Annotated in this window: 22 protein-coding genes; 3 read left to right on the top strand and 19 right to left on the bottom strand. The window is 36.7% G+C overall.

The window, feature by feature from the left end:
* Positions 1 to 30 precede the first annotated feature (30 nt).
* The 8 genes from IGL80_RS02205 to rlmH form a co-directional block, all read right to left on the bottom strand.
* Complete coding sequence (locus IGL80_RS02205; protein ID WP_002359099.1) at positions 31 to 1659, bottom strand: glycoside hydrolase family 13 protein; 1629 nt, start codon at positions 1657 to 1659, stop codon at positions 31 to 33.
* 11 nt (positions 1660 to 1670) lie between these two features.
* On the bottom strand, positions 1671 to 4823 hold the full coding sequence (locus tag IGL80_RS02200) for a TIM-barrel domain-containing protein (RefSeq protein WP_002404339.1): 3153 nt from the start codon (positions 4821 to 4823) through the stop codon (positions 1671 to 1673).
* Between the two features lie 73 nt (positions 4824 to 4896).
* Entirely contained in the window at positions 4897 to 6144 is a 1248-nt protein-coding gene (locus IGL80_RS02195) for an ABC transporter substrate-binding protein (protein WP_002359097.1), read from the bottom strand.
* A 17-nt stretch (positions 6145 to 6161) separates the two neighbouring features.
* Positions 6162 to 6986: a carbohydrate ABC transporter permease gene (locus IGL80_RS02190; protein ID WP_002404340.1), complete on the bottom strand. Its 825-nt coding sequence runs from the start codon at positions 6984 to 6986 to the stop codon at positions 6162 to 6164.
* Entirely contained in the window at positions 6983 to 7855 is an 873-nt protein-coding gene (locus tag IGL80_RS02185; protein ID WP_002359095.1) for a carbohydrate ABC transporter permease, read from the bottom strand. The genes IGL80_RS02190 and IGL80_RS02185 overlap by 4 nt, the downstream gene beginning before the upstream one ends.
* Positions 7856 to 7870: 15 nt before the next feature.
* A complete protein-coding gene (locus IGL80_RS02180) occupies positions 7871 to 10138 on the bottom strand; it encodes a TIM-barrel domain-containing protein (protein ID WP_002404341.1) in 2268 nt (755 codons plus the stop codon).
* 1 nt (position 10139) lies between these two features.
* Positions 10140 to 11147, bottom strand: a complete 1008-nt coding sequence (locus IGL80_RS02175; RefSeq protein WP_002359092.1) for a LacI family DNA-binding transcriptional regulator — start codon at positions 11145 to 11147, stop codon at positions 10140 to 10142.
* A gap of 242 nt (positions 11148 to 11389) precedes the next feature.
* The gene (gene rlmH, locus IGL80_RS02170; RefSeq protein ID WP_002355021.1) at positions 11390 to 11869 is read right to left on the bottom strand and encodes a 23S rRNA (pseudouridine(1915)-N(3))-methyltransferase RlmH; all 480 of its coding nucleotides are present in this window, start codon (positions 11867 to 11869) and stop codon (positions 11390 to 11392) included.
* Positions 11870 to 12269: 400 nt separating this feature from the next.
* Between rlmH and IGL80_RS02165 the strand changes: the two genes are divergently transcribed.
* Positions 12270 to 13568, top strand: coding sequence for a S1C family serine protease (locus tag IGL80_RS02165; RefSeq protein ID WP_002368406.1), 1299 nt, complete (start codon positions 12270 to 12272; stop codon positions 13566 to 13568).
* Between the two features lie 46 nt (positions 13569 to 13614).
* Here IGL80_RS02165 and ytpR read toward each other — a convergent pair whose 3' ends face one another.
* The 10 genes from ytpR to pepA all read right to left on the bottom strand — a co-directional run bounded on the left by ytpR (position 13615) and on the right by pepA (position 20435).
* On the bottom strand, positions 13615 to 14235 hold the full coding sequence (gene ytpR, locus IGL80_RS02160) for a YtpR family tRNA-binding protein (protein WP_002359091.1): 621 nt from the start codon (positions 14233 to 14235) through the stop codon (positions 13615 to 13617).
* 103 nt (positions 14236 to 14338) lie between these two features.
* On the bottom strand, positions 14339 to 15163 hold the full coding sequence (locus tag IGL80_RS02155) for a PTS system mannose/fructose/sorbose family transporter subunit IID (RefSeq protein ID WP_002385250.1): 825 nt from the start codon (positions 15161 to 15163) through the stop codon (positions 14339 to 14341).
* Positions 15147 to 15917 (bottom strand): PTS mannose/fructose/sorbose/N-acetylgalactosamine transporter subunit IIC, encoded by a 771-nt coding sequence (locus tag IGL80_RS02150; RefSeq protein ID WP_002359088.1) that lies wholly within the window; start codon positions 15915 to 15917, stop codon positions 15147 to 15149. Before IGL80_RS02150 ends, IGL80_RS02155 begins: the two co-directional genes overlap by 17 nt.
* A gap of 21 nt (positions 15918 to 15938) precedes the next feature.
* Positions 15939 to 16412 carry a PTS sugar transporter subunit IIB gene (locus IGL80_RS02145; RefSeq protein ID WP_002359087.1) on the bottom strand — a complete coding sequence of 158 codons (474 nt, stop codon included), beginning with the start codon at positions 16410 to 16412 and terminating at the stop codon, positions 15939 to 15941.
* 2 nt (positions 16413 to 16414) lie between these two features.
* Positions 16415 to 17158 carry a BtpA/SgcQ family protein gene (locus IGL80_RS02140; RefSeq protein WP_002359086.1) on the bottom strand — a complete coding sequence of 248 codons (744 nt, stop codon included), beginning with the start codon at positions 17156 to 17158 and terminating at the stop codon, positions 16415 to 16417.
* Between the two features lie 11 nt (positions 17159 to 17169).
* Positions 17170 to 17580 (bottom strand): PTS sugar transporter subunit IIA, encoded by a 411-nt coding sequence (locus IGL80_RS02135; protein WP_002359084.1) that lies wholly within the window; start codon positions 17578 to 17580, stop codon positions 17170 to 17172.
* Between the two features lie 14 nt (positions 17581 to 17594).
* Complete coding sequence (locus IGL80_RS02130) at positions 17595 to 18326, bottom strand: GntR family transcriptional regulator (protein WP_002359083.1); 732 nt, start codon at positions 18324 to 18326, stop codon at positions 17595 to 17597.
* Between the two features lie 103 nt (positions 18327 to 18429).
* Positions 18430 to 18885: a universal stress protein gene (locus IGL80_RS02125; RefSeq protein ID WP_002385249.1), complete on the bottom strand. Its 456-nt coding sequence runs from the start codon at positions 18883 to 18885 to the stop codon at positions 18430 to 18432.
* A gap of 147 nt (positions 18886 to 19032) precedes the next feature.
* Positions 19033 to 19347: a thioredoxin family protein gene (locus tag IGL80_RS02120; RefSeq protein WP_002355015.1), complete on the bottom strand. Its 315-nt coding sequence runs from the start codon at positions 19345 to 19347 to the stop codon at positions 19033 to 19035.
* A gap of 11 nt (positions 19348 to 19358) precedes the next feature.
* On the bottom strand, positions 19359 to 20435 hold the full coding sequence (pepA, locus tag IGL80_RS02115) for a glutamyl aminopeptidase (RefSeq protein WP_002359082.1): 1077 nt from the start codon (positions 20433 to 20435) through the stop codon (positions 19359 to 19361).
* 306 nt (positions 20436 to 20741) lie between these two features.
* Here pepA and IGL80_RS02110 point away from each other — a divergent pair, with 306 nt between their 5' ends.
* Together IGL80_RS02110 and IGL80_RS02105 are read left to right on the top strand one after the other, a co-directional pair.
* Complete coding sequence (locus IGL80_RS02110; RefSeq protein ID WP_002355012.1) at positions 20742 to 21083, top strand: PepSY domain-containing protein; 342 nt, start codon at positions 20742 to 20744, stop codon at positions 21081 to 21083.
* Positions 21084 to 21401: 318 nt separating this feature from the next.
* A complete protein-coding gene (locus IGL80_RS02105; RefSeq protein WP_002355011.1) occupies positions 21402 to 23057 on the top strand; it encodes a peptide ABC transporter substrate-binding protein in 1656 nt (551 codons plus the stop codon).
* Between the two features lie 37 nt (positions 23058 to 23094).
* Here the strand turns inward: IGL80_RS02105 and IGL80_RS02100 are convergent, their stop codons facing one another.
* The gene (locus tag IGL80_RS02100) at positions 23095 to 23646 is read right to left on the bottom strand and encodes a DNA-3-methyladenine glycosylase I (protein ID WP_002359081.1); all 552 of its coding nucleotides are present in this window, start codon (positions 23644 to 23646) and stop codon (positions 23095 to 23097) included.
* Positions 23647 to 23686 lie beyond the last annotated feature (40 nt).

Genomic DNA, 23686 nt, shown 5'->3' with positions numbered 1-23686 from the left:
CAATCCAAAACATTTCTTCACTAAACTGATTTATTTCTGCCGTATTACAAAAGCTTCATATGGTTGCAGCATGATTTCTCCTTGTGGTAATTCCGCTAAATGATAATTGGAAATAATTACTTCTTTTCCCGCTCCTGGCATCGTCCACTGCTGCTGATTCCTGCTGATATTCGCTACAACTAACCAAACTTCGTCATTAAGTGTGCGCTGATAGGCAAATACCTCAGGTGGTGTATTCTCCAATAGTGTGTACTCTCCCCAAACAACAATTTCATTTTTCTTTCGCAACTGGATTAATTTTTTGTAAGTATAAAAAATTGATTCAGCATTTGCTAAATTGGCAGCTACATTAATTTCTCTATAATTTGGATTCACATGTAACCATGGTGTTCCCGTTGTAAAGCCTGCATTTTCTGAGTTGTCCCACTGGATAGGAGTACGTGCGTTGTCTCTACCTTTGGCATTGATTGATTCCATCAGCGTTTCTTTAGAAAAACCTAAAGATAATCGTTCATTATACATGTTAATTGTCTCTATATCCTCCGCTTCAGAAATATCTGAAATTGGGTAATTGGTCATCCCAATCTCTTCTCCTTGATAGATATAAGGCGTTCCTTTCATCATATGCAGCAAAATAGCAAACATTTTGGCGCTCTGTTCTCGGTAAATCGTATCGTCGCCCCAACGAGAGACAATTCGAGGTAAATCATGATTGTTCCAAAACAAACTGTTCCAGCCCTCATCACCTAGTGAAACTTGCCACTTAGATAAAACGGTTTTCAGTTCTGGAATACTTAATGGTTTTAAATCCCACTTATCTTTGCCTACGCCATGTTCTTGGTCCAAACCAATATGTTCAAACTGAAAAACCATGGATAATTCATGCCGTTTCGGATCAGAGTACAGCTTCGCAATCTCAGGTGTCGCTCCCCACGTCTCACCTACTGTCATTAACTCTTTATCGCCAAAAGTTGCTTGGTTCATTTCTTGGAGATATTCATGAAGCTTCGGTCCATTGCCAATTATTTCCTTATCTGGTATTTTACCAATTAGGTCAATGACATCCATCCGAAACCCGCCTACACCTTTAGAAATCCAGAAATTCATCATTTTGTATACTGCTTGACGAACGTTCTCATTTTCCCAATTTAAATCAGGCTGACGTTTACTAAACAAATGCAAAAAGTACTGTCCAGATTCTGCATCAAATTCCCATGCAGAGCCGCTAAATGTTGAACGCAAGCCATTGGGAACCGCTCCAGCCACTCCATCGCGCCAAACATAATAATCTCTGTATTTATTATCTTTACCTTTTTTTGCTTCAATAAACCAAGCATGTTCATCAGAGGTATGGTTGACGACTAAATCCATGATAATTTTAATATTGCGTTTTTTTCCTTCTTCAATCAAACGCTCCATATCTGCCATGGTACCAAATTCCGCCATAATTTCCTCATAGTCGCTGATATCATAGCCATTGTCATCATTTGGCGATTGATAAACTGGAGATAACCAAATGGCGTCAATCCCCAAGTTTTCCAAGTAGTCTAAGCGTTGAATGATTCCTTGTAAATCGCCGATTCCATCTCCATCTGAATCTTGAAAGCTTCTAGGATAGATTTGGTAGACCACTGATTTTTGCCACCACTTTTTTTTCATGTTTGTTCCTCCTACAACTCAATCCATTCAATATCAAATGCTAATTGTTGCTCACAACTGACTGAACGGTCGTCTTTCGTTACTTTTATATGGATTGTATTTCCTAAATAGTCAACAATTGTTTGTTCAAAATCTGTTTTGACTGTAATAATCAGTTTTGGTTTTGTATATTGTGTTAAATCATTTCCGATAGTCTCTCCTAACACTCCTGTATTGCCTAAATTCAAAAAGACAGCTGAATTTTCTTTTATAAAAACAGGGATTTGATGAACTTCAGCAGAAACCTCTACAGTTGTGCCTCCGTCATAAATCTTATGCGTCCAAAAATCTGTCCAACAACCTTCTGGGAATTGCACGTTCCTTGCAATTGCTTTTTCCTCAATCACAGGTGCAACAAGTAAAGATTCGCCAAACATAAATTGATCATAACAATTTTGAAAGTCTTCTTTTGGATACTCAATTTGTAATGCATTCATCAATGGTTTCTGTTGATTCACTGAGTTCATGGCTTGATCATAGATGTACGGTAGCAAATTCATTCGAGTATTTGCAAAAAAACGATATACGTCAATGACTTTCGGTGTGTTCGTTCTTTCCGCTATATTCCATGGCGTTCTATCTTGATTAAATTCCCCTTTACTTTCCGCATGATACTGCATAATTGGACAAAAAGTAGCCATTGAAGTTGCACGCATAAATAGTTCTGCGCTAGGAATATCACCATTGAATCCCCCTAAATCCCAACCCCAAAATAGTACGCCAGACATCCCTGAATTTATTCCTGCAATAAGTTGTCGTTTAAACGCTTCAAATGTAGAGCGTTCATCTCCTGCCCAATGCGCTGGATAAGTTTGAGCTCCTGTATAACCTGACCGACTGAACGTGATGCCTTTGTTTTGCTGTGCAAATTCGTAATATGCTTTGATGTATTCTTTAGGATAGTTATTGCGCATGTTTCTCCCCGTGCTTCCATCTGAGAAGGTCACATCTGCTCCGTAAACCATTTCTCCCCCGTCTGTTTTAAAGCCATCAACACCAATCTCAATTAAATATTGTCGTTTTTCAAACCACCATTTTTTTGCCTCGTCATTCGTAAAATCCATCAAAAGACTATCTGTAAACCAATTTTCTGGAATTCTATACGGCGATCCGTCGGCATTCTTAACTACAAATCCTTTTTCAATCATATACGCTTCGTCTTGATCTTTTAAGGGATGTTTTTGCTGATTTAAATATTTTTCTATCGGAATTTGCCACAATATAAATTTCAACCCATTTTCATGACAATAATCAATCAATCCTTGAGGATCAGGCCAACGCCCCCATTTAGGAAAAGTCATCTGATGATAAGAATGACTCTCACCAGGTTTCAGCATTGGATACTGGGCATCATTAAACATATAATAGGTTGTCTCATCACTCCACTGCTCAAGAACAATCACCGTAGAGGGGATATCATATTGATTAGTCAGTTCTACTTGCTGACGAACAATACTGTCCCGATCCCAATTATTACTAGACATCCAAGGTCCCAATGCCCAACTAGGCACCATAATCGGCTCACCTGTACATGTGATATATTGACCAATCATCTCTTTCATGCTGCCGTGAAGTAGTTTAATTTCAACAAAAAAGTCTGTAGGTTCTGTCTCTATAAATACTGTCACAACACCCGATTGTGCTTTTTGTAAATCAAAGCTTGTATAATAATCTGTGTCTATATACATTCCGTATCCACGATCTGTAAAAAAGTAAGGCATCGGCAGATACGTTCGAGTTCCTTGATCCCGATATTGATTATAGACAAAGCAATCCAGCTGATTTCCTAATTGATTGATTGCGTTATAGCGTTCACCAAAGCCGTAATAAATCTCTGATTGATCGTTAAAATTCATTGAAATGCCACTAATTCCTTGCCCCATTAGCTCGTGTAGTTGAAGCATATTTTCATGAAATTGAAGCAACGGCTCACCAGTCGGTGTCATAATCTGCTGCTGCTCGTTTAAATACATATATCGTTTATTTACTTCCTTTGAGCAAGGTTGTGGCTGCGCCAAAACAAGTTGTACTTTTGCTTGTTGAAACATTAAAAAAAGTGGGGGTCCATTACTCTCCAACTGATAAATATTCCCTTCTACACAAGAACCTAAGAACATAGGCTTAGCCCCAGTCGAAACTTTTTGAATCGTCAATTGATAGGTTTCCGAACGTTCTTTTGTATCTCCTACAGCCAAAAATGAATAGGTTCCACCTGTGTAACCTACAGGAATATTGACAGTTCCTTGATAAATGTTTTGTTGCTCATCTACCAATTCACAAATAACCTCACCTAGTCCATCAAGAATCAAAACAACCTCCTTTACATATTTGCTATTTACTTGAACCTTAAAAGTACAGTCTTCCCCAACGATTGGGTAATGAGGGCTTCTTTCATAAGGTAAGTTATCATAAATATTGCCATTGCCTAATGGCTTATGGATAAAATCATTGGTTGATATACTGGCTTTTTTTTCTTTCAAATAGGTTTCAAAAAGACAGGTGAGTATGTTGCCGTCATCAACTGCTATTTTCGTTTGTGCCAGATAATTGTCTGCTTTCGTAAAATCATATTTTTCTGTATAGTAAATCCCTAACAATGCTGCTTCATTTTTTGATACTAGCTTTTTCTTCTTTGTTAGCTGTTGGATTCCTGCGACCATAACTAAATCTTCTGGTGCAAAAAGGCCAAAAGGCAACACACTTAACACTATGTCAAAATCAGGCTCTCCTTTTTCAATAGACGAAATAAGTGCACCTTTTCGAATCATATGTGCAAAAATATAGTCACGAATTTCTGTAATTTCTTTTTGTAGTTCAAAAAAACTATAATTGTTTTTAACCTCTAACAATGTCATGTAATAAATAGCCAAATTTGATGTATAGATATCCGCGGGTTCTTCAAAGACATTTTTCGTCTTATTTGACCATTCTTTTTGAATTCTATAAATCATCGTATAATCTTCTTCATTTAATATTATGCCAGTTCTTACTTTTACCCAAATTGCTGCGGCTGTGATAGGTAAAGAAGTAGTTGTTAGCTTTAATTTTTGTTCATTATCACGACGACTATTGATATAATTATTATAAAATGAAAGTATTTCTGAGAATTCTTGCGCTAGTTTCATAAATGCTTCCTCTCTTAAAAAAGAGTGTGGTGCGGGGACTCCCCTGTTTCTATACCACACTCAAAAATTTTATCTATTTTCCAAACTCATTTTGAAGTTTATCCAGTGCTTCTTGTGCACTTTCTTCATTCAATAATACTTTTTGGAATTCTTTATCTGCAGTATCACTTACTTTACTCCAATCACTATCTACTGGCGGTAAAATTAGATAGTCTAATGATTCAAATACAGCTTTCCGATTTTCTGGTGGTGTTTGTTCTAAATATGGTTTTAAAGTTGAATCATCCGTAATTGCTGGTAGTTCCCACCCATTTTCTACACGAATTGCCGCAGCTTCTTTGCTCGCACTCATGAATTGAGTAAATTTATAGGCTGCTTCAGCATGTTTGGTATCTTTAGAAACTGCTAAGCCATTCGCAAAAAAGTGCGTTGCTTTTTCTACATTCCCAGCTTCAACTTGAATATCCCAATCAAAATCAGCCTCTTTAAATTGACTAAACATCCAAATTCCAGTATGAACCATTGCTAGTTGACCATTTAAGAAAAGGTCTTCTGAATTTTGACCAGACATTTCTTCTGGCGAAGGGGCTATTTTTTCTTTGGTTACGTTGTTCACCATATATTCCAGTGCTTCAACATTTTTTGAATCATTGATTGTCCAATTTCCAGCATCATCCTTTAATTTCCCACCATTTTGAGCAGTAACTTTGTAAAATTCATTCATTGTAACAGGCGCATACGTGCCATAAATATTTTCTTTTGCATTTGTCAGTTTTTTAGCAGCTGCCACTTCATCTGACCACGTCCAATCTTTTGTAGGATAGTCGATATTGGCTTTGTCAAAGAGATCTTTATTATAAAAAGTCACTACGTTTGAAAAACTTTCAACCATTCCGTATTGCTTTCCATCATACTGATATGCTTCAAAGGCTTCTTTATTCAATGTCTTGCTGTCAAAATTCTGATCCTCTGCAATGTATTTATCCAAGTTTAATAATGCCCCTTTTTCTGCATAGGAAACAAAGTTCTCATAGTTCAGTTCAAAAACATCTGGTGCTTGACTTCCTGCCATCAACGTCTGTAGCTTCGTAAAATAATCGTTGTACGGCACTAATTCAACATCAACTTTGATTTCTTTGTTTGCGGCTTCAAATTTTTCAACCATCTCGTTTAGCTGGTCTTCATAATCAGGTGTAGCTGAAAAACTATAATATTTTATTTCTGTTTTGTTTTTGTCGGATGTAGAGTTGCTTCCACCACAAGCGCCTAATACCAATAACGTCAATGCTGCAATGCTCATAAATAATAATTTTTTCTTCATATTTTTCCCTCCATTTTTTATTCTTTCATACCACTCATGGTCATCCCTTGAATGAAATATTTTTGTGCAAATAGGTAAACTGCTAAAATAGGAATCACGCTAATTACAACGCCAGCCATTACAAGGTTCCAGTTGGTACTCCAACGACCTTGTAATAATGAAAGTCCCAAAGGTAAAGTAGCCATTTCACGACTACTTGTAGCGATTAACGGCCACAAATAATTATTCCATGATTGCATAAATGTAAAAATAAACAATGTTGCTATCGTTGGTTTTACTAACGGCAAATCAACTTTTATAAAAACAGTCCAGTGATTCGCACCATCCATGAAAGCTGCTTCTTCTAACTCAATAGGAATGTTCAAAAATGCCTGTCGCATAAGAAATACACCAAACACACCAAAGATATTTGGTAAAATTAGTCCTTGATACGTATCAATCCAGCCTAAATTTTTCAAGAGAATAAATTGAGGAATCATGATTACTTGTGACGGAATCATCATTGTACTCAAATACAGTAGAAACAATAGGTTTCTTCCTTTGAAACGCATTCGGGCAAAAGCATAAGCTGCCATTGATGCTACAATGATTGTTCCCACGGTTGTCACCAAGGATACAATGATTGAATTTTTCATAAATATTAGCATTGGAAAACGGTCGATTACTTGTTGATAATTTTCAATCATGGGATTTTCAGGAAGAAATGTTGGTGGAAAGACCATTGTCGCTCCACGTTCTTTTAATGACGTGGAAACCATCCATAAAAACGGCAAAATCATAATGCCGCAGCCCATAAGAACGATCAGATATTTCAAAATCGTTACTAGTCTTACTTTTTTCATTTCGTCAACTTCCTTTCTCCCCACATCTGAACAACCGATACGACTAAGATAATCAAAAATAATATCCACGACATAGCCGCCGCATAGCCCATTTCTGAATATTTAAACGCTGAATTATAGATGTTTTGTACCAACACTGTCGTTGCATCTCCAGGACCACCTGCTGTCATGATATTTACTTGATCAAATACCTGAAAAGAATTAATTAACGAAATCATTGAAACAAAAAAGGTTGTTTGTTTTAGCATAGGTAAAGTAATCTTCCAAAATTGATGCCACTTATCAGCACCATCAATATCCGCTGCCTCATAAAGTGATACAGAGATATTTTGCAAACCACCAAGATAAAGGACCATGATAAAACCAATATCTTTCCAAACGCTTGTGATAATAATAGCTAGCATAGCGGTCTTAGGATCATTTAACCAATTAGGTCCATGAAGCCCAATCATTGTCAAAAAATAATTAATCAAGCCATACTTCGGATTAAACAACCATTTCCAAACCAATGATACCGCCACCCATGATGTCACTACAGGTAAGAAATAAACCCCTCTAAAAACAGGTTTTAAGCATAATTTACTATTTAACAACAATGCCACAAGTAGCCCAATTATCATCACGGAAGGTAAATAGCCAATTATAAACAGAAACGTATTTTTCAAAGAATTCCAAAATGTAGAATCATTAACTAAACTTTGATAATTTTTTATCCCAACAAATTTCATTGGATTGATTAAATCCCAATCAGTAAAACTCACCCCAAGAGAATAAAATACTGGATAGATAATAAATACTAAAAAACCCATCAAACTCGGTAGTAAAAATAAACTTATCCATAATGCATTGTTTTTTTTTGAACCAATCATCGCTTTCCTCCCCCCTTAACTTTCTTCTATATAAAAGACTTCCGTTAATAAATCTGTTAACTGTTCATCTTTAAAGCACTTGACAGTTAACAATTTATTTTTAAAATCTGTAGTATCGGCTAGTATTTCCCATAATTGATTTTTTAAATCATAGGAAATTTCTGGTAAATCAATGCGCTCAAAGAGCATATCTGTCATCATTTGTTTGTCTATTTCTTTTACTGGTAACGACAAGTGTTCAACAATCTCTGCTCGGAAAATATTTTCAGGAAAAGCAGAACCATCACCAGCTTCTACACAATGTAAAATCAATCTATGACTTCTGTCACTAGGGATAATCGATAACTCACCATTGATTGCAATTGTCACTTTCAAATTTTCCCAGTCTAATTTGAAAGAAGTAGTACAACGTTTACCCTCTTTTTCTTCGATTAAATGATATTCTCCTGACTGACCAGGAAAAACTTTCCATTCAATGACTTTTGGTAGTTCATCTGGCTTTGTTGTGAGGAAATCTGATGCGGTTGGAATAATAGCTCCTCCTCTGACAAACACAGCGCTTTCATTAATTTTTCGAAAAATACTAATTTCAGTATCCCCTTCATAACGATAGCCATTATGGTAGTCATACCACTTTCCTTCGGGCAGCCAGATATCTTCTTTTGAAAATTTATACGTTTTATCTGTAGGGTGAACGATTGGAACAACCAGAAGTTCATTCCCAAAATAATATTGATTTTTATAGTTATAGGCTGCATCTTTTTCTGGATTTTCGTAATACATAGGTTGTAGCAAAGGGCTTCCTTGTTCACTTAGTTCTACATTTGCTGTATATAGATACGGCAATATGCGATGCCGCTCTCTCAAGGACTCCTTCATGGCCTCTTCAATCATTGGTGGAAAATTCCAAGGCTCTTTTCCATTAAATGGACTGGACGAACTATGTAAACGATTAATTGGACTATAGATACCGAATTGCATCCATCTTAATGTCAACTCATCATCTCTCTTTCCACCCATATGTCCGCCAATATCATGGCTCCACCAAGAATAACCAATGTTAGAAGCAGTCGCTGTAAAATAAGGTTGAAATTGTAGTGATTCCCAACTGATAATCGAATCCCCAGAAAAGCCAACTGGATAACGATGACTGCCCGGGCCTGCATATCGTGAAAGAATCAAGCCATCTTTTGTTTTGTTATTATCTTCAAAATGATACTGGTTCAATAGCCACAAAGGGTCTAAACCATCCTCTTTACTTTGTTCACCTTGTTGCCAGTCAATCCACCAAAAATCAACGCCTTGTTGTTCTAAAGGATGATGGACATCTTTAAAATAACTTTCAACAAATGCTTGACTCGTCATATCAAATTCTGCCGACTCTTCAAGTAAAACGTTTAACTTTAATCGGTCAGCAACTTTCGGATAACAATCTTCAAATGCTCGAATGCCATCAGCAGGGTGAACATTTAACGTTACCCTCAGTCCTCGCTCATGCAACTTTTCTAAAAATTCAGCTGGTTGAGGAAATAATTTTCGATTCCAAGAATAGCCTGTCCAACCACTGCCAAATCGACTGGGAATATCTCGAAGATGCCAGTCCATATCAATCACACTCACTGAAAGCGGGATTTCTTCTTTTTTAAATCGATCCATTAACGCTAAATATTCCTGATCTGTATAAGCCCAAAATCGACTCCACCAATTTCCAAGTGCATAACGAGGCAGAATCGGTGTTGCCCCAGTTAACTTGAAATAATCTTTGAGTGCTTTTTTGTACTCATGTTGGTAACCAAAAAAATAAATATCTTTATGTTCCACTTGTTTTGATTTAGGTAAACCTTTAGTTGATACAATAAATGAGGTGGAATCATCAAGTATGGCATAACCTTGTCTAGAAATGATTCCTTCCTCTAGCTCAATTTCTCCATCTACGTTATCAAGTGTGCGAACAGTTCCTTTTAAAGTATTTACTTGTTGGCCGTAATACCATTTATTATTGTAATCGGTAAAATTAGATTTCATAGTAATTACCAGCCCTTGACTGGTAAAAGCTTTCTTATCATAAGTTAGGTGAAACGCCTCCGTATCAATCTCTAACCGTTCATTTTTTTCCTCTAGTTCAAACTCAAACTCAGGAAACTCTCTATTTTGAATCACCTGTGTCTGCTCATCAATAAAGAAGTTCTCTTTTGAATATTCCATTCGAATTAGCTGTGGCGTTAATACTGTAAATCGATATCCCTTTCCCACTATTTTCTGCTTACTTGATACTTTTACCATCTCACTCTGTCCTTTCCAATACTGACTCTCGACTAATTAGCTGACCTTCAATCATAATATTTCTTTCAAACTGCTTTTCTGACCTTTGAAGCATATCGTTGATTAATTTAACAGCAATACGTCCCTTTTCTTTTTGTCTCAAATCAACGGTAGACAGAGGAGGATTCAATAGTTGAGAAAATATATTATTGTCAAAACTAATCAGTGACTTGAATTGCTGATTTCTTTCTCTTAATTTATACAAATATTGTGCTGCTAAATAATCTGAATTAATGATGGATGCGGAATAAGTTTCTTCAGCTTCTATAAAATTAGTCAATTTTTCTTCCGAAAATAACAGTTTATCGTCAGCAGCCAAGCCAAATTCCAAAAGTGCATCTAAATAACCTAAATAACGTTGTGGGACTACGCCATCATCTTTTAATGAAAAAGCTGGACTGAAAAAGGCAATATTTCGATACCCATAATTTAATAATACTTTTGTAGCTTCATAAGCAAGTTTTCTGTCATCATTATTGACAAATAAAATTTGTGGATTTTGGATAGATAGATCATAATAACTATCAATAAAGACCATGGGTTTACTGATTTTTTTAACAAGTTCTGTAATAATATTTTTAAATGCACCAATAATGATAAAACCATCAAAATTCCAGTTTCTTTGCAATAAATCAATGTCTTTTAATTCATTAAATCCATGAAATAAGATGAACGTCCCTTGTCGTTTTGCTTCAAATTCTAAGCCGGTCATCAAATCAGCAATAAATGGATCGCCAAAATCGATTTCTTCTTTAATAGAGTAATATAAAATACCAATCATCTTTGATTCCTGTGCTACGAGGGAACGAGCATTTAAATTAGGTGCATAATTGTATTTATCCATCAACTCATGAATTTCACGTTTCTTTTTTTCTGAAACACGGTTTGCTTTATTATTAATGACATTTGAAACCGTGGCGATACTGACTCCTGCTTCACGCGCAATATCCTTTATCGTAATTTTTTTCACAAAAACACTCCTATCAAATAAAGTTAAACGTTTAACTTTATGAATTAAGATTAGCATAGTTGCATTCAGCTGTCAACGCTTTCATTAACAAAAAATAACGTTTTTGACCGATTGATTATTCGTCTCGTTAACGAGTTCTATATCTTTTGAAAATCACATAGTATAACTTGTTACCATACCTCCTGCTTATTTCACTACTTTTGCAAAGCTCTTGCTATCCTTTTTACGTTAGGAAACCGCCCCTATTTATGATACGGTTCCCCCTTCATAATCCGAAAACCGCGATAAATTTGTTCAACTAATACCAAACGCATTAACTGATGTGGATAAGTTAAGCGGCCAAAAGAAATTTGTTGGTTACTTCGCTGAAGGACTGAATCACTGAGACCTAAGGAGCCACCAATGACAAAGGTTAGATTACTTTTGCCACTAATCCCTAATTGTTCAATTTCTTTTGAAAATTCTTCACTAGATAATTGTTTGCCATTAATGGCTAAAACAAAGACGTATTCGTTGTCATTAATTTTCCCCAAAATACGTTGGCCTTCTTTTTCTTTGACTTGAAGCATTTCAGCGTCACTGAGTTTTTCTGGGGCTTTTTCATCTGGTACTTCAATGATTTCCATCTTGGCATAGCTATTTAAACGTTTCAGATATTCATTAATGCCTTGAATCAGGTATTTTTCTTTCAGTTTTCCGACTGTTACTAGTTTAATTTTCACCTATTCCACTACTTTCTCGTTTTCTCTTCTTTCTTATTTTAGCACGAAGTTTGGCTACTTTCCACAACGTTTCCACATACTTATACACATATACACAGAGTTATCCACAGAACAAACTAAAAAATTACTTTATTTAACAGCTTTTTCAATACAAACACATATTCGCCACTGATTTGTCCACATTATCCACATTCTGTGGATAACTTTCTTAAAAACTATACACAGAGTTATTCCCGATTTGTTCACATTTTTCTGTGTATAACTTTTTCATTCGTATTTTTTCTGTAATTTTTCCCTAAGTTGTTCATAAAAAATTCAAAGCTATTCGATAGACTAAAGGAGTAGGAAACAGATATACTTAATATAGAAAATTCAGATGCACTTATTGGGAGGTTATTTTATGCAACGAAAAGATGTTACACCTAATTCAGATAAAAAAAGTTTATTGCAAAAATTTGGGATTGGTTTAGCTGGCGGCTTACTTGGTGGCGCTCTTATTCTAGGAGGCGCTTATTCTGGGATTATTCCCACACCCAACGGCGGAAATAATGCGGCGACGACGACGTCCACTAATCACGGCGACACAAAAGTCAGCAATGTGAGTTACAATGTGTCTAGCGATGTCACAAAAGCCGTGAAAAAAGTTCAAAATTCTGTGGTTTCTGTCATTAATATGCAAAGTGCTAGCAACAATTCTTCGGCAGATGATCCTTTTGGGGGATTGTTCGGTGGGAATGAAGGTACTCAAGACTCTTCCGGCAACAATGGTAACGATTTAGAAGCAGCCAGTGAAGGTAGTGGGGTTATTTATAAGAAAGATGGTAAAACGGCTTATGTCGTGACAAATAACCACGTCGTAGATAAAGCGCAAGGATTGGAAGTTGTTTTATCTGATGGTACCAAAGTGAAAGGCGAATTAGTCGGAACCGATGCTTACACGGATTTAGCCGTGATTAAAATTTCTTCCGACAAAGTTGATCAAGTCGCTGAGTTTGGGAATTCTAGTAAAATCACAGTCGGTGAGCCTGCTATTGCGATTGGTTCCCCTCTAGGTTCTGATTATGCTAACTCTGTCACACAAGGAATCATCTCTTCTGTGAATAGAAATATTACCAATAAAAACGAGTCTGGTGAAACCATCAATATTAATGCCATTCAAACCGATGCTGCCATCAATCCAGGAAACTCCGGTGGTCCACTAATCAATATTGAAGGACAAGTCATTGGAATTAACTCAGTAAAAATTGTGCAATCAACTAGTCAAGTGAGCGTTGAAGGGATGGGCTTTGCCATTCCAAGTAATGACGTAGTCAACATTATCAACCAATTAGAAAAAGATGGTAAAGTGACGCGGCCAGCTCTCGGGATTACGATGTCTGATTTAACAGGTATCTCTTCACAACAACAAGAACAAATTTTAAAAATTCCAGCTTCTGTAAAAACTGGCGTAGTGGTTCGTGGCGTTGAAGCAGCGACCCCTGCTGAAAAGGCTGGATTGGAAAAATACGATGTTATCACGAAAGTTGACGGCCAAGACGTAAGCTCTACTACAGATTTACAAAGCGCGCTTTACAAGAAAAAAGTTGGCGACAAAATGGAAGTGACTTATTATCGTGGTTCTAAAGAAATGAAAGCAACCATCGATTTAACCATTGATAAATCAGCTTTAACACAACAAAATAATCGCAGCAATCAATAAAAGAAAGAAACGACCTGTTGTTCAAACAACAGGTCGTTTCTTTCTTTTATTCTCCTACCGCAAATGCAGAACCAACTTCTGCATCAAAAGGCAATTCTAAGATTCCTTTTTTAGCAGGTGCATTTGGTAAACGTAATTCTTTTGCTGAACAAATCATTCCAAAACTTTCTTCACCACGTAAAACCCCTGGCCAAATCATTAAACCATCAGGCATCATTGCGCCTGGTTTGGCCACAACTACTTTTTGTCCTGCTTTGATGTTCGGTGCGCCACAAACAATTTGTAAGATTTCGCCGTTGTCTACTTCTGTTTGTGTGATAGATAAATGATCTGAATCTGGGTGTTTTTTACATGATTTGACAAAGCCGACCACAATTTTAGGGGTGTCGTCTTTTTCAAGTATTTCTGAAAATCCCGCATCTTTAATCGCTGTATTGACTTTTTCAATTTGTTCGTCTGTTAAAGTCACTTGGCCGGTGCCATTAATGTCACCTAGAAGCGCTGAAACATTGAAAATATTCCAAGCTACCACTGTTTCTGGCGCCTCAACTAAACTTACACGTGCCACATCGCCGACACGTTTTACTTGGTTTTCCGCCCCTTGATCGTCCGCAACGATGACAAGTAAGACATCGCCAACGTGTTCTTTGTTATATGCAAAAATCATTTCTGTTCCTCCTAAATTTGAAAGCTATAGGCTGGATAGCTAAATTCTCTCCTGTCCTATAGTAACAAAAAAAGTGGAAAGTTGCACTTACAATTATTGAATTTTAGGCAATCCCTAATGCCGCCAAAAAAATAGATAATAGAATAACCCCAACTAAAAGTGTCGTTGTTTTCACTTTTTTCCCTAATAACCAGTAAATAACTAAGAAGAATAAAGCCGGGAAAAAACCTAACATGATTTGGTCGATATATTCTTGTAATGGCGTGGCGATTTTTCCAGAGCCAACTTTGGCAGTTAACTCAAACACGACATTAGAAGCCGTCATCCCACCAATAACCATTAACCCTAAAATAGAGGCAGCTGTGGTAACTTTTTCGATTACGCCGCTATCTTCAACATCACTAAAAAATTTAGCACCTAATTTAAACCCTTTATCCAAACAGATATACCGTAAAGCAAAATGCGGAATATTGATAATCAGTAAAAAGGCAATCGGACCAAAAATATTTCCTTGTTTAGACAATGAAATAGCTACACCTGTTGCGATAACTTTTAAGGTCCCCCAAAAGAAAGAATCCCCAATCCCAGACATTGGTCCCATTAAACTAGTTTTCACTGCATTAATACTAGCTGAGTTAAATTCATGATTTTTAGCATTTTCTTCTTCCATTGCTCCAGAAATTCCTAATAATAAGGTAGAGATATGCGGAGTGACAGACATAAACTCTAAATGTCGTTCTAAGGCCGCTTTCTTCTCTTCATTATTTTTATACAACCTACGTATAATTGGAGCCATTGCATAAGCATAAGCTAAATTTTGCATCCGCTCATAATTCCATGATGCATCTAACGTTAAAGAGCGAAAAAATACAGACCAAAAATCTTTTTTAGTAATGACAGATTTTGTGTTTTTAGAATTCATTGTCATCGACAACAGCCTCCCTTGTTTGACCATCACTCATATTCATATATAGTAGGACAATCACGATGCCAAACAAAGCAATCCCCACTACTGAAATTTTTAAATAAGCAGCGAATAAAAAGCCTAATAATAGAAATGGAATCATCTTTTTTGTTACCATCATTCTTGCTAACATCGCAAAACCAATTGCTGGAATAATACCTGCCGCAATATCTAATCCATGCGTAATAAAGTCTGGGACATAAGACAATACCTTTTCAATAAACGGCACGCCTAAGTAAAAGCCTAATGCCACAATTAGAGCTAACAAAACTTTATTGCCAACTCCTGCAATTAGTTGAATTCGCTCTACCCCTTGAATATTGCCTCGTTTTGCTTCCTTATCAGCTAAATGGCTAGCGCCTGTAAGTAAAAATGTCATCTGAAGATTATCGATTAAAAGTACTAATGTAGCGATTGGAACAGCTAAAACAACCGCACTAGAAATTGATTGCCCACTCATAATTACATAAGCTGTTGCAATAATCGTTCCTGAAACAAAATCTGGTGGATTACTTGCGCCAACAGGAAATGCACCCATAAATACCAACTCTAATGTTGCGCCAAGCTTAATTCCCGTATCTAAGTCTCCTAAAGCTAACCCTACTAGCGGAGCGACAACAATTGGACGGTTCCACATCGTTGAACCAAACCAGCTATGCATGTAGGCAAAAAAGGCAATTAAAAACATTAATAGAACCTTGATAAATGTCACTTCCATCTATTTGACCCTCCTATTTATTTAATTTAATAACTTGTTTATAGCAACCTTTTGATCGTCAGGGACTAATTGAACGGTTAATTCGATTCCTTCATTAGTTAGTTCTTTAATTTGTGCAATGTCGGTTTCTGATAAATGAACAGCTTTTGAAATTTGTTTGCGCGTTTCCCCATTTTTCATTCCACCTAAATTAACTTCCTTAATTGTTGGCACTTCTTTGACCAATTGATACATATCAGCAACTGATTCACATAAAATAAATAGTTTATATTTATCTGTCACCCCAGAATTTAACGCCTTAATTGAATCATCAATCGTTTTCATAACTAATTTAACACCTGAAGGTTTTGCCATTTTCATAGCGCTCATTCTTAATGGATCCTCAACCAACGTATTACTAGCAATCAAAATACAATCTGCTTCTAAAAATTTTGTCCAAGTAAACCCGACCTGACCATGAATCAACCGATGGTCCACTCTTGTCATTTTAATCATCCTTATTCACCTCTCAGTTCTTTCACAATTTTCATAAACGAATCAACATAAGGAGCATAAATATCTCCCGTATCTTTTCTTGTATCTTTGAAGTTACTCCCTACAATTGCTGCATCGCAAATCGCCAATTGTTCTTTCACATTCTTGTCATTTAACCCCGCTGCGACAATTAACGGAAACTCAGGTAATTGTTTTCTAAACAACTTAATCTTTTCTATTGATGTCTCTTCACCCGTTGCATTTTCTGTCACTGCAATAGCATCACAACGTTGCTGTGCAATTTTCAAATCTTCTTCGACTGATTTTTCAGACAACATTGGTTGATATTTGAAGCGCACGCCACCAATTAATTTTGCTGTTGTTTTTGCACGATATAAATCAAAAAAAGCTTGTAAGGATGCTTCATCCCGCGGTTTCACATGACCAACCACAGAATCAATCTGTAAAAATTGTAAATGATATTTATTGGCTAAATGAAAACCTAATGGGTCAACATTTAACACATTTACACCAATAGGAATCGGTAAATCTAATGAAGTAACATATTGGAGCGCTTTTTCTAGCTGAACATAATCCCCATAATAGTTCTCCATCAAAATTGCATCTATCCCATGTTCACTGTAAATTTGAATCTCTTTTTTTGCTCGCTCTTGAATCTCTTGATCTGTTTTACCTTTTAAATGAATCACCCCAATAATTGGTTTTTCAACAGCAAACAGCTCTAAAAAATCAGCTTTTTTCTTCATTAATACCCCTCCTAGAAATCATCATTTTCTATCTCTTCGATATGAACGCGTTGAATTCCTTGTCGTGCATTTCGAATAATTACCTGAATCTTTTCATCTGTTAATTTTTCTGAACCTGCTAGCATAAGCTCTAGTGCCAAATTCAAATTAACGCCAGAGAAAACGATTACATTTTCAAGTACAGTTAGCCCCATCATAGCTGTAACCACACTTGCACCAAATAAATCACCCATGAGGATAAATTCATCTTCTGGCGCTTGTTCGGCTTTCTTTTTTAACTCTCCAAAAAAATCAACTGCACTTTCACCTGGATACAGACTATATGTATGAACGGCAGCTGCAGAGTGTCCCGCAATCATTTCTAACGAGTGTTTAATCCCCTTAGAAAAATCACCATGTGAAGCAATGTAAAACCTTCTCATTTCATAAACCTCCTTTATTTATTATATGAACGAATGGCTACTTTGTAGGATTCGCTACGGATATATTGCTCATTAAAATATAAAATTTGATTATCATTATCCACAACTGTTTGATTAATTTTGACCAACGCTTCTTCTTCACTAATCGCTAATGCTTCTGCCAACTTTTCATCGGCCAAGGCAATTTCAATGATATTATCAAAATAGCTAGCAATTACTCCTCTATATTGCCGTAAAATATCTAATAATGAAGTATCTGTTAATTCTAAGTCCAACATAAACTGATCTTCTTTTCTAAAATAATCAATCTCGAAAATTGCAGGCATGTTATCTAACGAACGGAGGCGCTCAATAACAATAACTTCTGTCGCTTTTTCAACACCCAATGCTTCTGCAACATGCCCTGTTGCTTTTTTTAAACAAATTGATATGATCTTAGTTGTTGGTTTACGATTCATTTTTAAACCTGACTCAGTAAAACTCCCACCAGCTGTCATGCTCTCAACATAGGATGGCATTGAAACAAATGTCCCTTTTCCATGCCGTTTAATTAAAATATTTTCATCAACTAATTGTTTAATCGCATTACGAACGGTTACTCGGCTCACTCCGTAAATGGCCATCAATTGTTCTTCTGAAGGGATTTTTTCTCCTACTTGATATTCACCACTTCTAACTTTATTTAAAATAGCATCGTATAATTGTTGATAAAGCGGTGCTTTTTTATTTGATTCTAATTTATCCATTAATCATACACCTCATTTTAATACGTCTTAATACGTCTTAAAAATAGCAAATAAAAAAGAGAATGTCAAGAAAGAGTTTCCTTTCTTGACATTCTCTTTTTACTTATTTTTCTTCAGAGTGAACAATTAAGACATCGCAAGGGGCTTGACGAATAATGTAGCTACTGACGCTTCCCATGACCACACGTTCGACTGCGTTTAATCCTGATTGTCCCACCATAATTAAATCAACATTGTATTTTTCAGGTAATTCATGACTCATGACTTCTTTGGGTGAACCAAACATGGTAACTGTTTCAACATTATGAAAATCAACGCTTTCAGCATACTTTTTACAATCGGCCATTAATTCTTCCGCAGCGGCTGTTTCTTGATCAATTAATTGATCATTTAACGTCGAATACCCCATCATTGTATACACTTGATTTTCTAAAATATTTGCAACAATGACTCGGCTTCCGTTTCGACGAGCAACCTCAATTGCACGTTCATAAGCTAAATTGGCTTGATCACTACCGTCTACGCCGACAAGAATATTTTTATACATTTGTTCTTCCATTTTCGTCACCTTCCCGATGGAGGCTGATCTAAAAGGCTTCTTTGACTAAGAAACTAGAGTCAAAAATGAATTTAGGACCCTTGCGCAGAACGCCCTTTTGTCCAGCTGATTCTCTCTTAATTTAATGGTTCCTCTGGTTCATGAAAATTAGCCTAAGCTAGTTAAAAATGCACTGATTTCTTCTTTTGTTTTTCGGTCTTTGTTTACTAAGCGTCCTAACTCTTGACCGTTTTCAATTACGACAAAACTCGGAATACCAAAAATATTCCACTCGGCAGCCACGTCAATAAACTGATCACGGTCAACTTCGATAAATTGAAACGCTGGAAATGCTTCTTCAATTTCAGGCATGACTGGTTTAATGAAACGACAGTCTCCGCACCAATCAGCAGTAAAGAAGAAAACATTTTTACCTTTTTCAACATAAGTTGCTAGTTCTTCTAATGAATTGGGATAAATCATTTAAACATCCTCTACTTTCCGTAAACAATTGTATTAACTGTTGATTTATCCAAGCCACGTAATGCTTGTAACAACATTTCCCGCGCTGCTTCATAATCCGCAATACTAAACATTGTTTGATGCGTATGGATGTAACGACCACAAACGCCGATGACTGTACTTGGTACACCATTATTAGTTGTGTGCGCTGCCCCAGCATCCGTTCCGCCTTTAGAAACAAAATATTGATACGGAATATTGTGTGTCGCTGCTGTATCCAATAAATATTCACGCAAGCGAGGCAATGTGATTAAACCTGGGTCGAAAATCCGTAATAACGTTCCTTCACCTAAATGACCATATGTCCCTTTTTTCGTGTGAATATCATCTGCCGCTGAACAATCCACCGCAAAGAAGATATCTGGATTAAATTTATGAACAGATGGTTTAGAACCACGTAAACCAACTTCTTCTTGTACGTTTGCTCCAGCAATTAATGTGTGGCCTAATTCTTCATTTTGTAACGTTTCCAATGCATCTAATACCAACGTACAACCATAGCGGTTATCCCATGATTTACTGATAATATTTTTGCCATTGGCTGTTTTAATCGTTTCTGTTTGTGGAACAATGGAATCCCCTGGACGAACGCCAAAGCTTTCAGCTTCTTCTTTTGAAGAGAATCCTGCATCAAATAACACATCAGAGACTTCTAATTGTTTTTGACCACTCGTACCACGCAACAAGTGTGGCGGAATAGATGAAGAAATACATGGATAGTTCCCTTTACTTGTTTTTAACGTAAAACGTTGTGCTGAAACAACATAGGGATTCCAGCCACCTAAAGGAACCACTTGGAATAAACCATTATCGTTAATTTGAGTTAACATGAAGCCAACTTCGTCCATGTGAGCTGCTACCATTACGTGTGGCGCTGCTTCCACTTTTGAACGTTTAATCCCAAAAATACCACCTAAACCATCATATTGGACATCGTCCACTAATGGGGTGATATGTTCTTTCATGTACGCGCGAATGTCGTCTTCAAATCCGCTGGTTCCTTGTAATTCAGTTAATTCCTTGATTCGTTGAAATGTTTTTTCTTCCATAGATGTATGTCCTATTGCTTTTGATTTGTTGGAAATTACGCCAACCAAGCGTCACTTTTTCTCTAAAAAGTCACTTTATCCTGTCGATAAAAATAGGTACTCCTTTCATATGATTTCACTCTTATTATAACGCAAATACTAGAAAATGCACATCGCTTTCTCTTTTTAAACGTGACAATGAGAATGCCCTAAAAGAATGATTGAAAAACTTTTTTTATTTCTCAGCGGCCCCTTCTCTATGGTAAAATAAGAGTGATACTGACAAAAGTAATAGTAAGCAGAAACCGACCAAGGGAGGTCATACAAATGAACGAAGAAAATGAGTTGACATACTTTAAAGGCGGCTTAGCGCTAGGCGTTGGTCTTGGTTTAGTAGGCGGCATTGCCTCAACCTTGTTCTACCATAAGAAAAAAACAATCTCCGCTGATCTCGTCTTAGAAAATGTAAAAGCTGCTTTTTTAAAAGAAGGACCGATTGAAGGTTCGTGGATTGAATTTGAGAAAAAGCCCTTGCGGAAATTCGCCATCCACTCCAAAACATATACTGGAGGAATTTGCCGCATTGAAGACGACGGCATTGTTCAATACGAATTCACTGCAGATGCCTACACAGGAACTGTCATTGACATCCAACGATTAAAAGATTAAAAAGATTGTTACAAAAGCACTTATTTGCTTTTGTAACAATCTTTTTTTCTTCTCATTTGTTTTTTGTAAAAGGGATGTTTATTTTATGTCAAAAAAATCAAATCAATGATGAATAAATACTCAAAAATCGAATGTTTTCTGTATGGAAATCACCTCAAATCTTTACTTATCAACGTTTGTCCACTTTTTTCATAAAAAAGATTAGACATTTTTTAAAAATTGATAAAAGAATAATCATTTCTAACGATTTTTTAATTTCTCCTTTTCATTTTTACATTATACTGAGAGTATTGCTAAAAATGAAAAGGAGCGTGTCAAATGAAGAAATCTGTTTTATTTACTTCATTACTTGTATTATCAAGCTTAGCTTTAGCGGCCTGCGGCGGTGGCAGTGACGATAAAGGAGCAAGCAACGGCGGCAGCGACAACCAAGTATACACAATGGTTGAATCCCAAGAAATGCCTAGTGCCGATCCGTCCCTTGCGACAGATGAAGTGAGTTTTACCACTTTAAATAATGTCTACGAAGGAATCTATCGTTTAGATAAAGACAACAAACCCGCGCCTGCTGGTGCAGCCGAAAAAGCGACTGTTTCAGAAGACGGTTTAGTTTACAAAGTTAAATTACGTGAAGAATCAAAATGGTCTGATGGCAAACCAGTTACTGCTGCAGATTACGTTTACGGTTGGCAACGAACAGTGGATCCTGCTACTGCTTCAGAATATGCCTACATGTTTGAACCAGTAAAAAATGCTGAAAAAATTTCTAAAGGGGAACTACCTAAAGAAGAATTGGGCATTAAAGCAATCAATGATCATGAATTAGAAATCACTTTAGAAACAGCAACACCATATTTTGACGATTTATTGGCTTTCCCTTCTTTCTTGCCGCAACGTCAAGATATCGTTGAACGTTTTGGTAAAGATTATACAAAGAGTAGCGATAAAGCAGTCTACAATGGTCCGTTTACGCTAACTGAGTTTGATGGTCCCGGAACAGATACTAAATGGTCTCTAACTAAAAATGAAGAATATTGGGACAAAGAGACTGTCAAGTTAGATAAAGTCGCTATCAACGTGGTGAAAGAAGCCCCAACTGCCTTAAATCTTTATGAAACTGGTGAAGTGGATGATACGTATTTATCTGGCGAACTGGCCCAACAAATGCAAAACTCGCCTGACTTGGTCCAATTAAAAGCCGCTTCTTCTTTCTATTTAGAAATGAATCAAGCAGATGAAAAATCACCATTGACCAACGCAAACTTACGTCGTGCTATGTCTTATGCCATCGATCGCGATTCATTAGCTAAAAACATTTTAGCCAATGGCTCTCTTCCTTCACAAGGCTTCGTTCCTGTGGATGTCGCGAAATCACCAAAAACGGGTGAAGACTTTGTTAAAGAAGCCGGCAGCGACAAATTAGTCAAATACGACAAGAAAAAAGCTGTGGAATACTGGAACAAAGCGAAACAAGAACTTGGTGTTTCCAACTTAACGGTTGATTTAATGGTAGACGACTCTGAAGGCGCTAAAAAAATGGGCGAATATCTTCAAGGATCACTATCTGATACTTTGGAAGGCTTAAAAGTAACTGTGACGCCTGTCCCTATGGCTGTTCGCTTAGATCGTACCTTAAAAGGGGATTTCCAAATCGCTGTTCGTGGTTGGAGTGCCGACTATTCAGACCCAATTAACTTCTTAGATTTATTAGAAAGCTCAACTTCTAATAACCGTGGACGTTACAGCAATCCTGAATACGATAAATTCATTGCTGCGTCCAAAACCACAGATGTTAACGATCCTGAAAAACGCTGGGAAGATCTAATCAACGCTGAAAAAACAGTAATTGCTGATATGGGTGTTGTGCCAATTTACCAAAAAGCAGAATCACACTTACGTGCACCAAACGTGAAAGAAATTATTTATCATCCAACAGGTGCTAAATACGACTTCAAGTGGGCGTATAAAGAATAAAATAAAGGTCTCCTTCAATTTTGGAAGGAGACCTTTATTATTTATAATGACACGTTTCTAAATGATCATTCACCAATCCCGCCGCCTGTAAAAAGGAATAGACTGTCGTGGCACCTAAAAATTTAAATCCTCGTTTTTTTAACGCTCGACTAATCTGTTGCGATAATTCCGTGGAGGCTGGAACCTCTTCTGGCCGCTGCCAGTGATTAACGATTGGTTGCTGATCGACAAAGTTCCAGAGGTAGCGATCAAAGGAGCCAAATTCTGCCTGAATTTCTTGAAAAAATTGCGCATTCGTGATGGTCGCTTGAATTTTTAAACGATGACGAATCACACCAGGATTTGCTAGTAAAGCTAAAATTTTTTCCTCATCATATCGCGCAATTTTCCGATAATCAAACGCATCATAAGCTGCTCTGAGCGTTTCTCGTTTATTCAAAATAATCGCCCAGCTTAAGCCCGCTTGCATACTTTCCAAGGTCAATAACTCAAATAACTGTTGCTCTTCATGAACTGGACGTCCCCATTCATCATCATGATAGGCTTGCATCTCTTCAGTTGTATTCGTTGCCCAAGTACATCGCTCCATTGTCCTGCCTCCTTTTATTTGCTAAAAAAGATGCGAACAA

Source organism: Enterococcus sp. DIV2467a (genome assembly GCF_050532945.1).
Lineage (GTDB): Bacteria > Bacillota > Bacilli > Lactobacillales > Enterococcaceae > Enterococcus > Enterococcus faecalis.
This window is presented reverse-complemented; position numbering and strand designations above follow the sequence as displayed.

Bases quoted from the DNA above. Each gene is read 5' to 3' on its own strand.
- IGL80_RS02205 (WP_002359099.1), bottom strand. From the start codon at position 1,659: ATGAAAAAAAAGTGGTGGCAAAAATCAGTGGTCTACCAAATCTATCCT.
- IGL80_RS02150 (WP_002359088.1), bottom strand. From the start codon at position 15,917: ATGGAAGTGACATTTATCAAGGTTCTATTAATGTTTTTAATTGCCTTT.
- IGL80_RS02155 (WP_002385250.1), bottom strand. From the start codon at position 15,163: ATGACAATGAATTCTAAAAACACAAAATCTGTCATTACTAAAAAAGAT.
- IGL80_RS02180 (WP_002404341.1), bottom strand. From the start codon at position 10,138: ATGGTAAAAGTATCAAGTAAGCAGAAAATAGTGGGAAAGGGATATCGA.
- IGL80_RS02200 (WP_002404339.1), bottom strand. From the start codon at position 4,823: ATGAAACTAGCGCAAGAATTCTCAGAAATACTTTCATTTTATAATAAT.
- IGL80_RS02140 (WP_002359086.1), bottom strand. From the start codon at position 17,158: ATGAAGAAAAAAGCTGATTTTTTAGAGCTGTTTGCTGTTGAAAAACCA.
- IGL80_RS02145 (WP_002359087.1), bottom strand. From the start codon at position 16,412: ATGATTAAAATGACAAGAGTGGACCATCGGTTGATTCATGGTCAGGTC.
- IGL80_RS02105 (WP_002355011.1), top strand. From the start codon at position 21,402: ATGAAGAAATCTGTTTTATTTACTTCATTACTTGTATTATCAAGCTTA.
- IGL80_RS02135 (WP_002359084.1), bottom strand. From the start codon at position 17,580: ATGAGAAGGTTTTACATTGCTTCACATGGTGATTTTTCTAAGGGGATT.
- pepA (WP_002359082.1), bottom strand. From the start codon at position 20,435: ATGGAAGAAAAAACATTTCAACGAATCAAGGAATTAACTGAATTACAA.
- IGL80_RS02190 (WP_002404340.1), bottom strand. From the start codon at position 6,986: ATGAAAAAAGTAAGACTAGTAACGATTTTGAAATATCTGATCGTTCTT.
- ytpR (WP_002359091.1), bottom strand. From the start codon at position 14,235: ATGATTTTTGCATATAACAAAGAACACGTTGGCGATGTCTTACTTGTC.
- IGL80_RS02195 (WP_002359097.1), bottom strand. From the start codon at position 6,144: ATGAAGAAAAAATTATTATTTATGAGCATTGCAGCATTGACGTTATTG.
- IGL80_RS02165 (WP_002368406.1), top strand. From the start codon at position 12,270: ATGCAACGAAAAGATGTTACACCTAATTCAGATAAAAAAAGTTTATTG.
- IGL80_RS02185 (WP_002359095.1), bottom strand. From the start codon at position 7,855: ATGATTGGTTCAAAAAAAAACAATGCATTATGGATAAGTTTATTTTTA.
- IGL80_RS02130 (WP_002359083.1), bottom strand. From the start codon at position 18,326: ATGGATAAATTAGAATCAAATAAAAAAGCACCGCTTTATCAACAATTA.
- IGL80_RS02120 (WP_002355015.1), bottom strand. From the start codon at position 19,347: ATGATTTATCCCAATTCATTAGAAGAACTAGCAACTTATGTTGAAAAA.
- IGL80_RS02110 (WP_002355012.1), top strand. From the start codon at position 20,742: ATGAACGAAGAAAATGAGTTGACATACTTTAAAGGCGGCTTAGCGCTA.
- IGL80_RS02125 (WP_002385249.1), bottom strand. From the start codon at position 18,885: ATGGAAGAACAAATGTATAAAAATATTCTTGTCGGCGTAGACGGTAGT.
- IGL80_RS02100 (WP_002359081.1), bottom strand. From the start codon at position 23,646: ATGGAGCGATGTACTTGGGCAACGAATACAACTGAAGAGATGCAAGCC.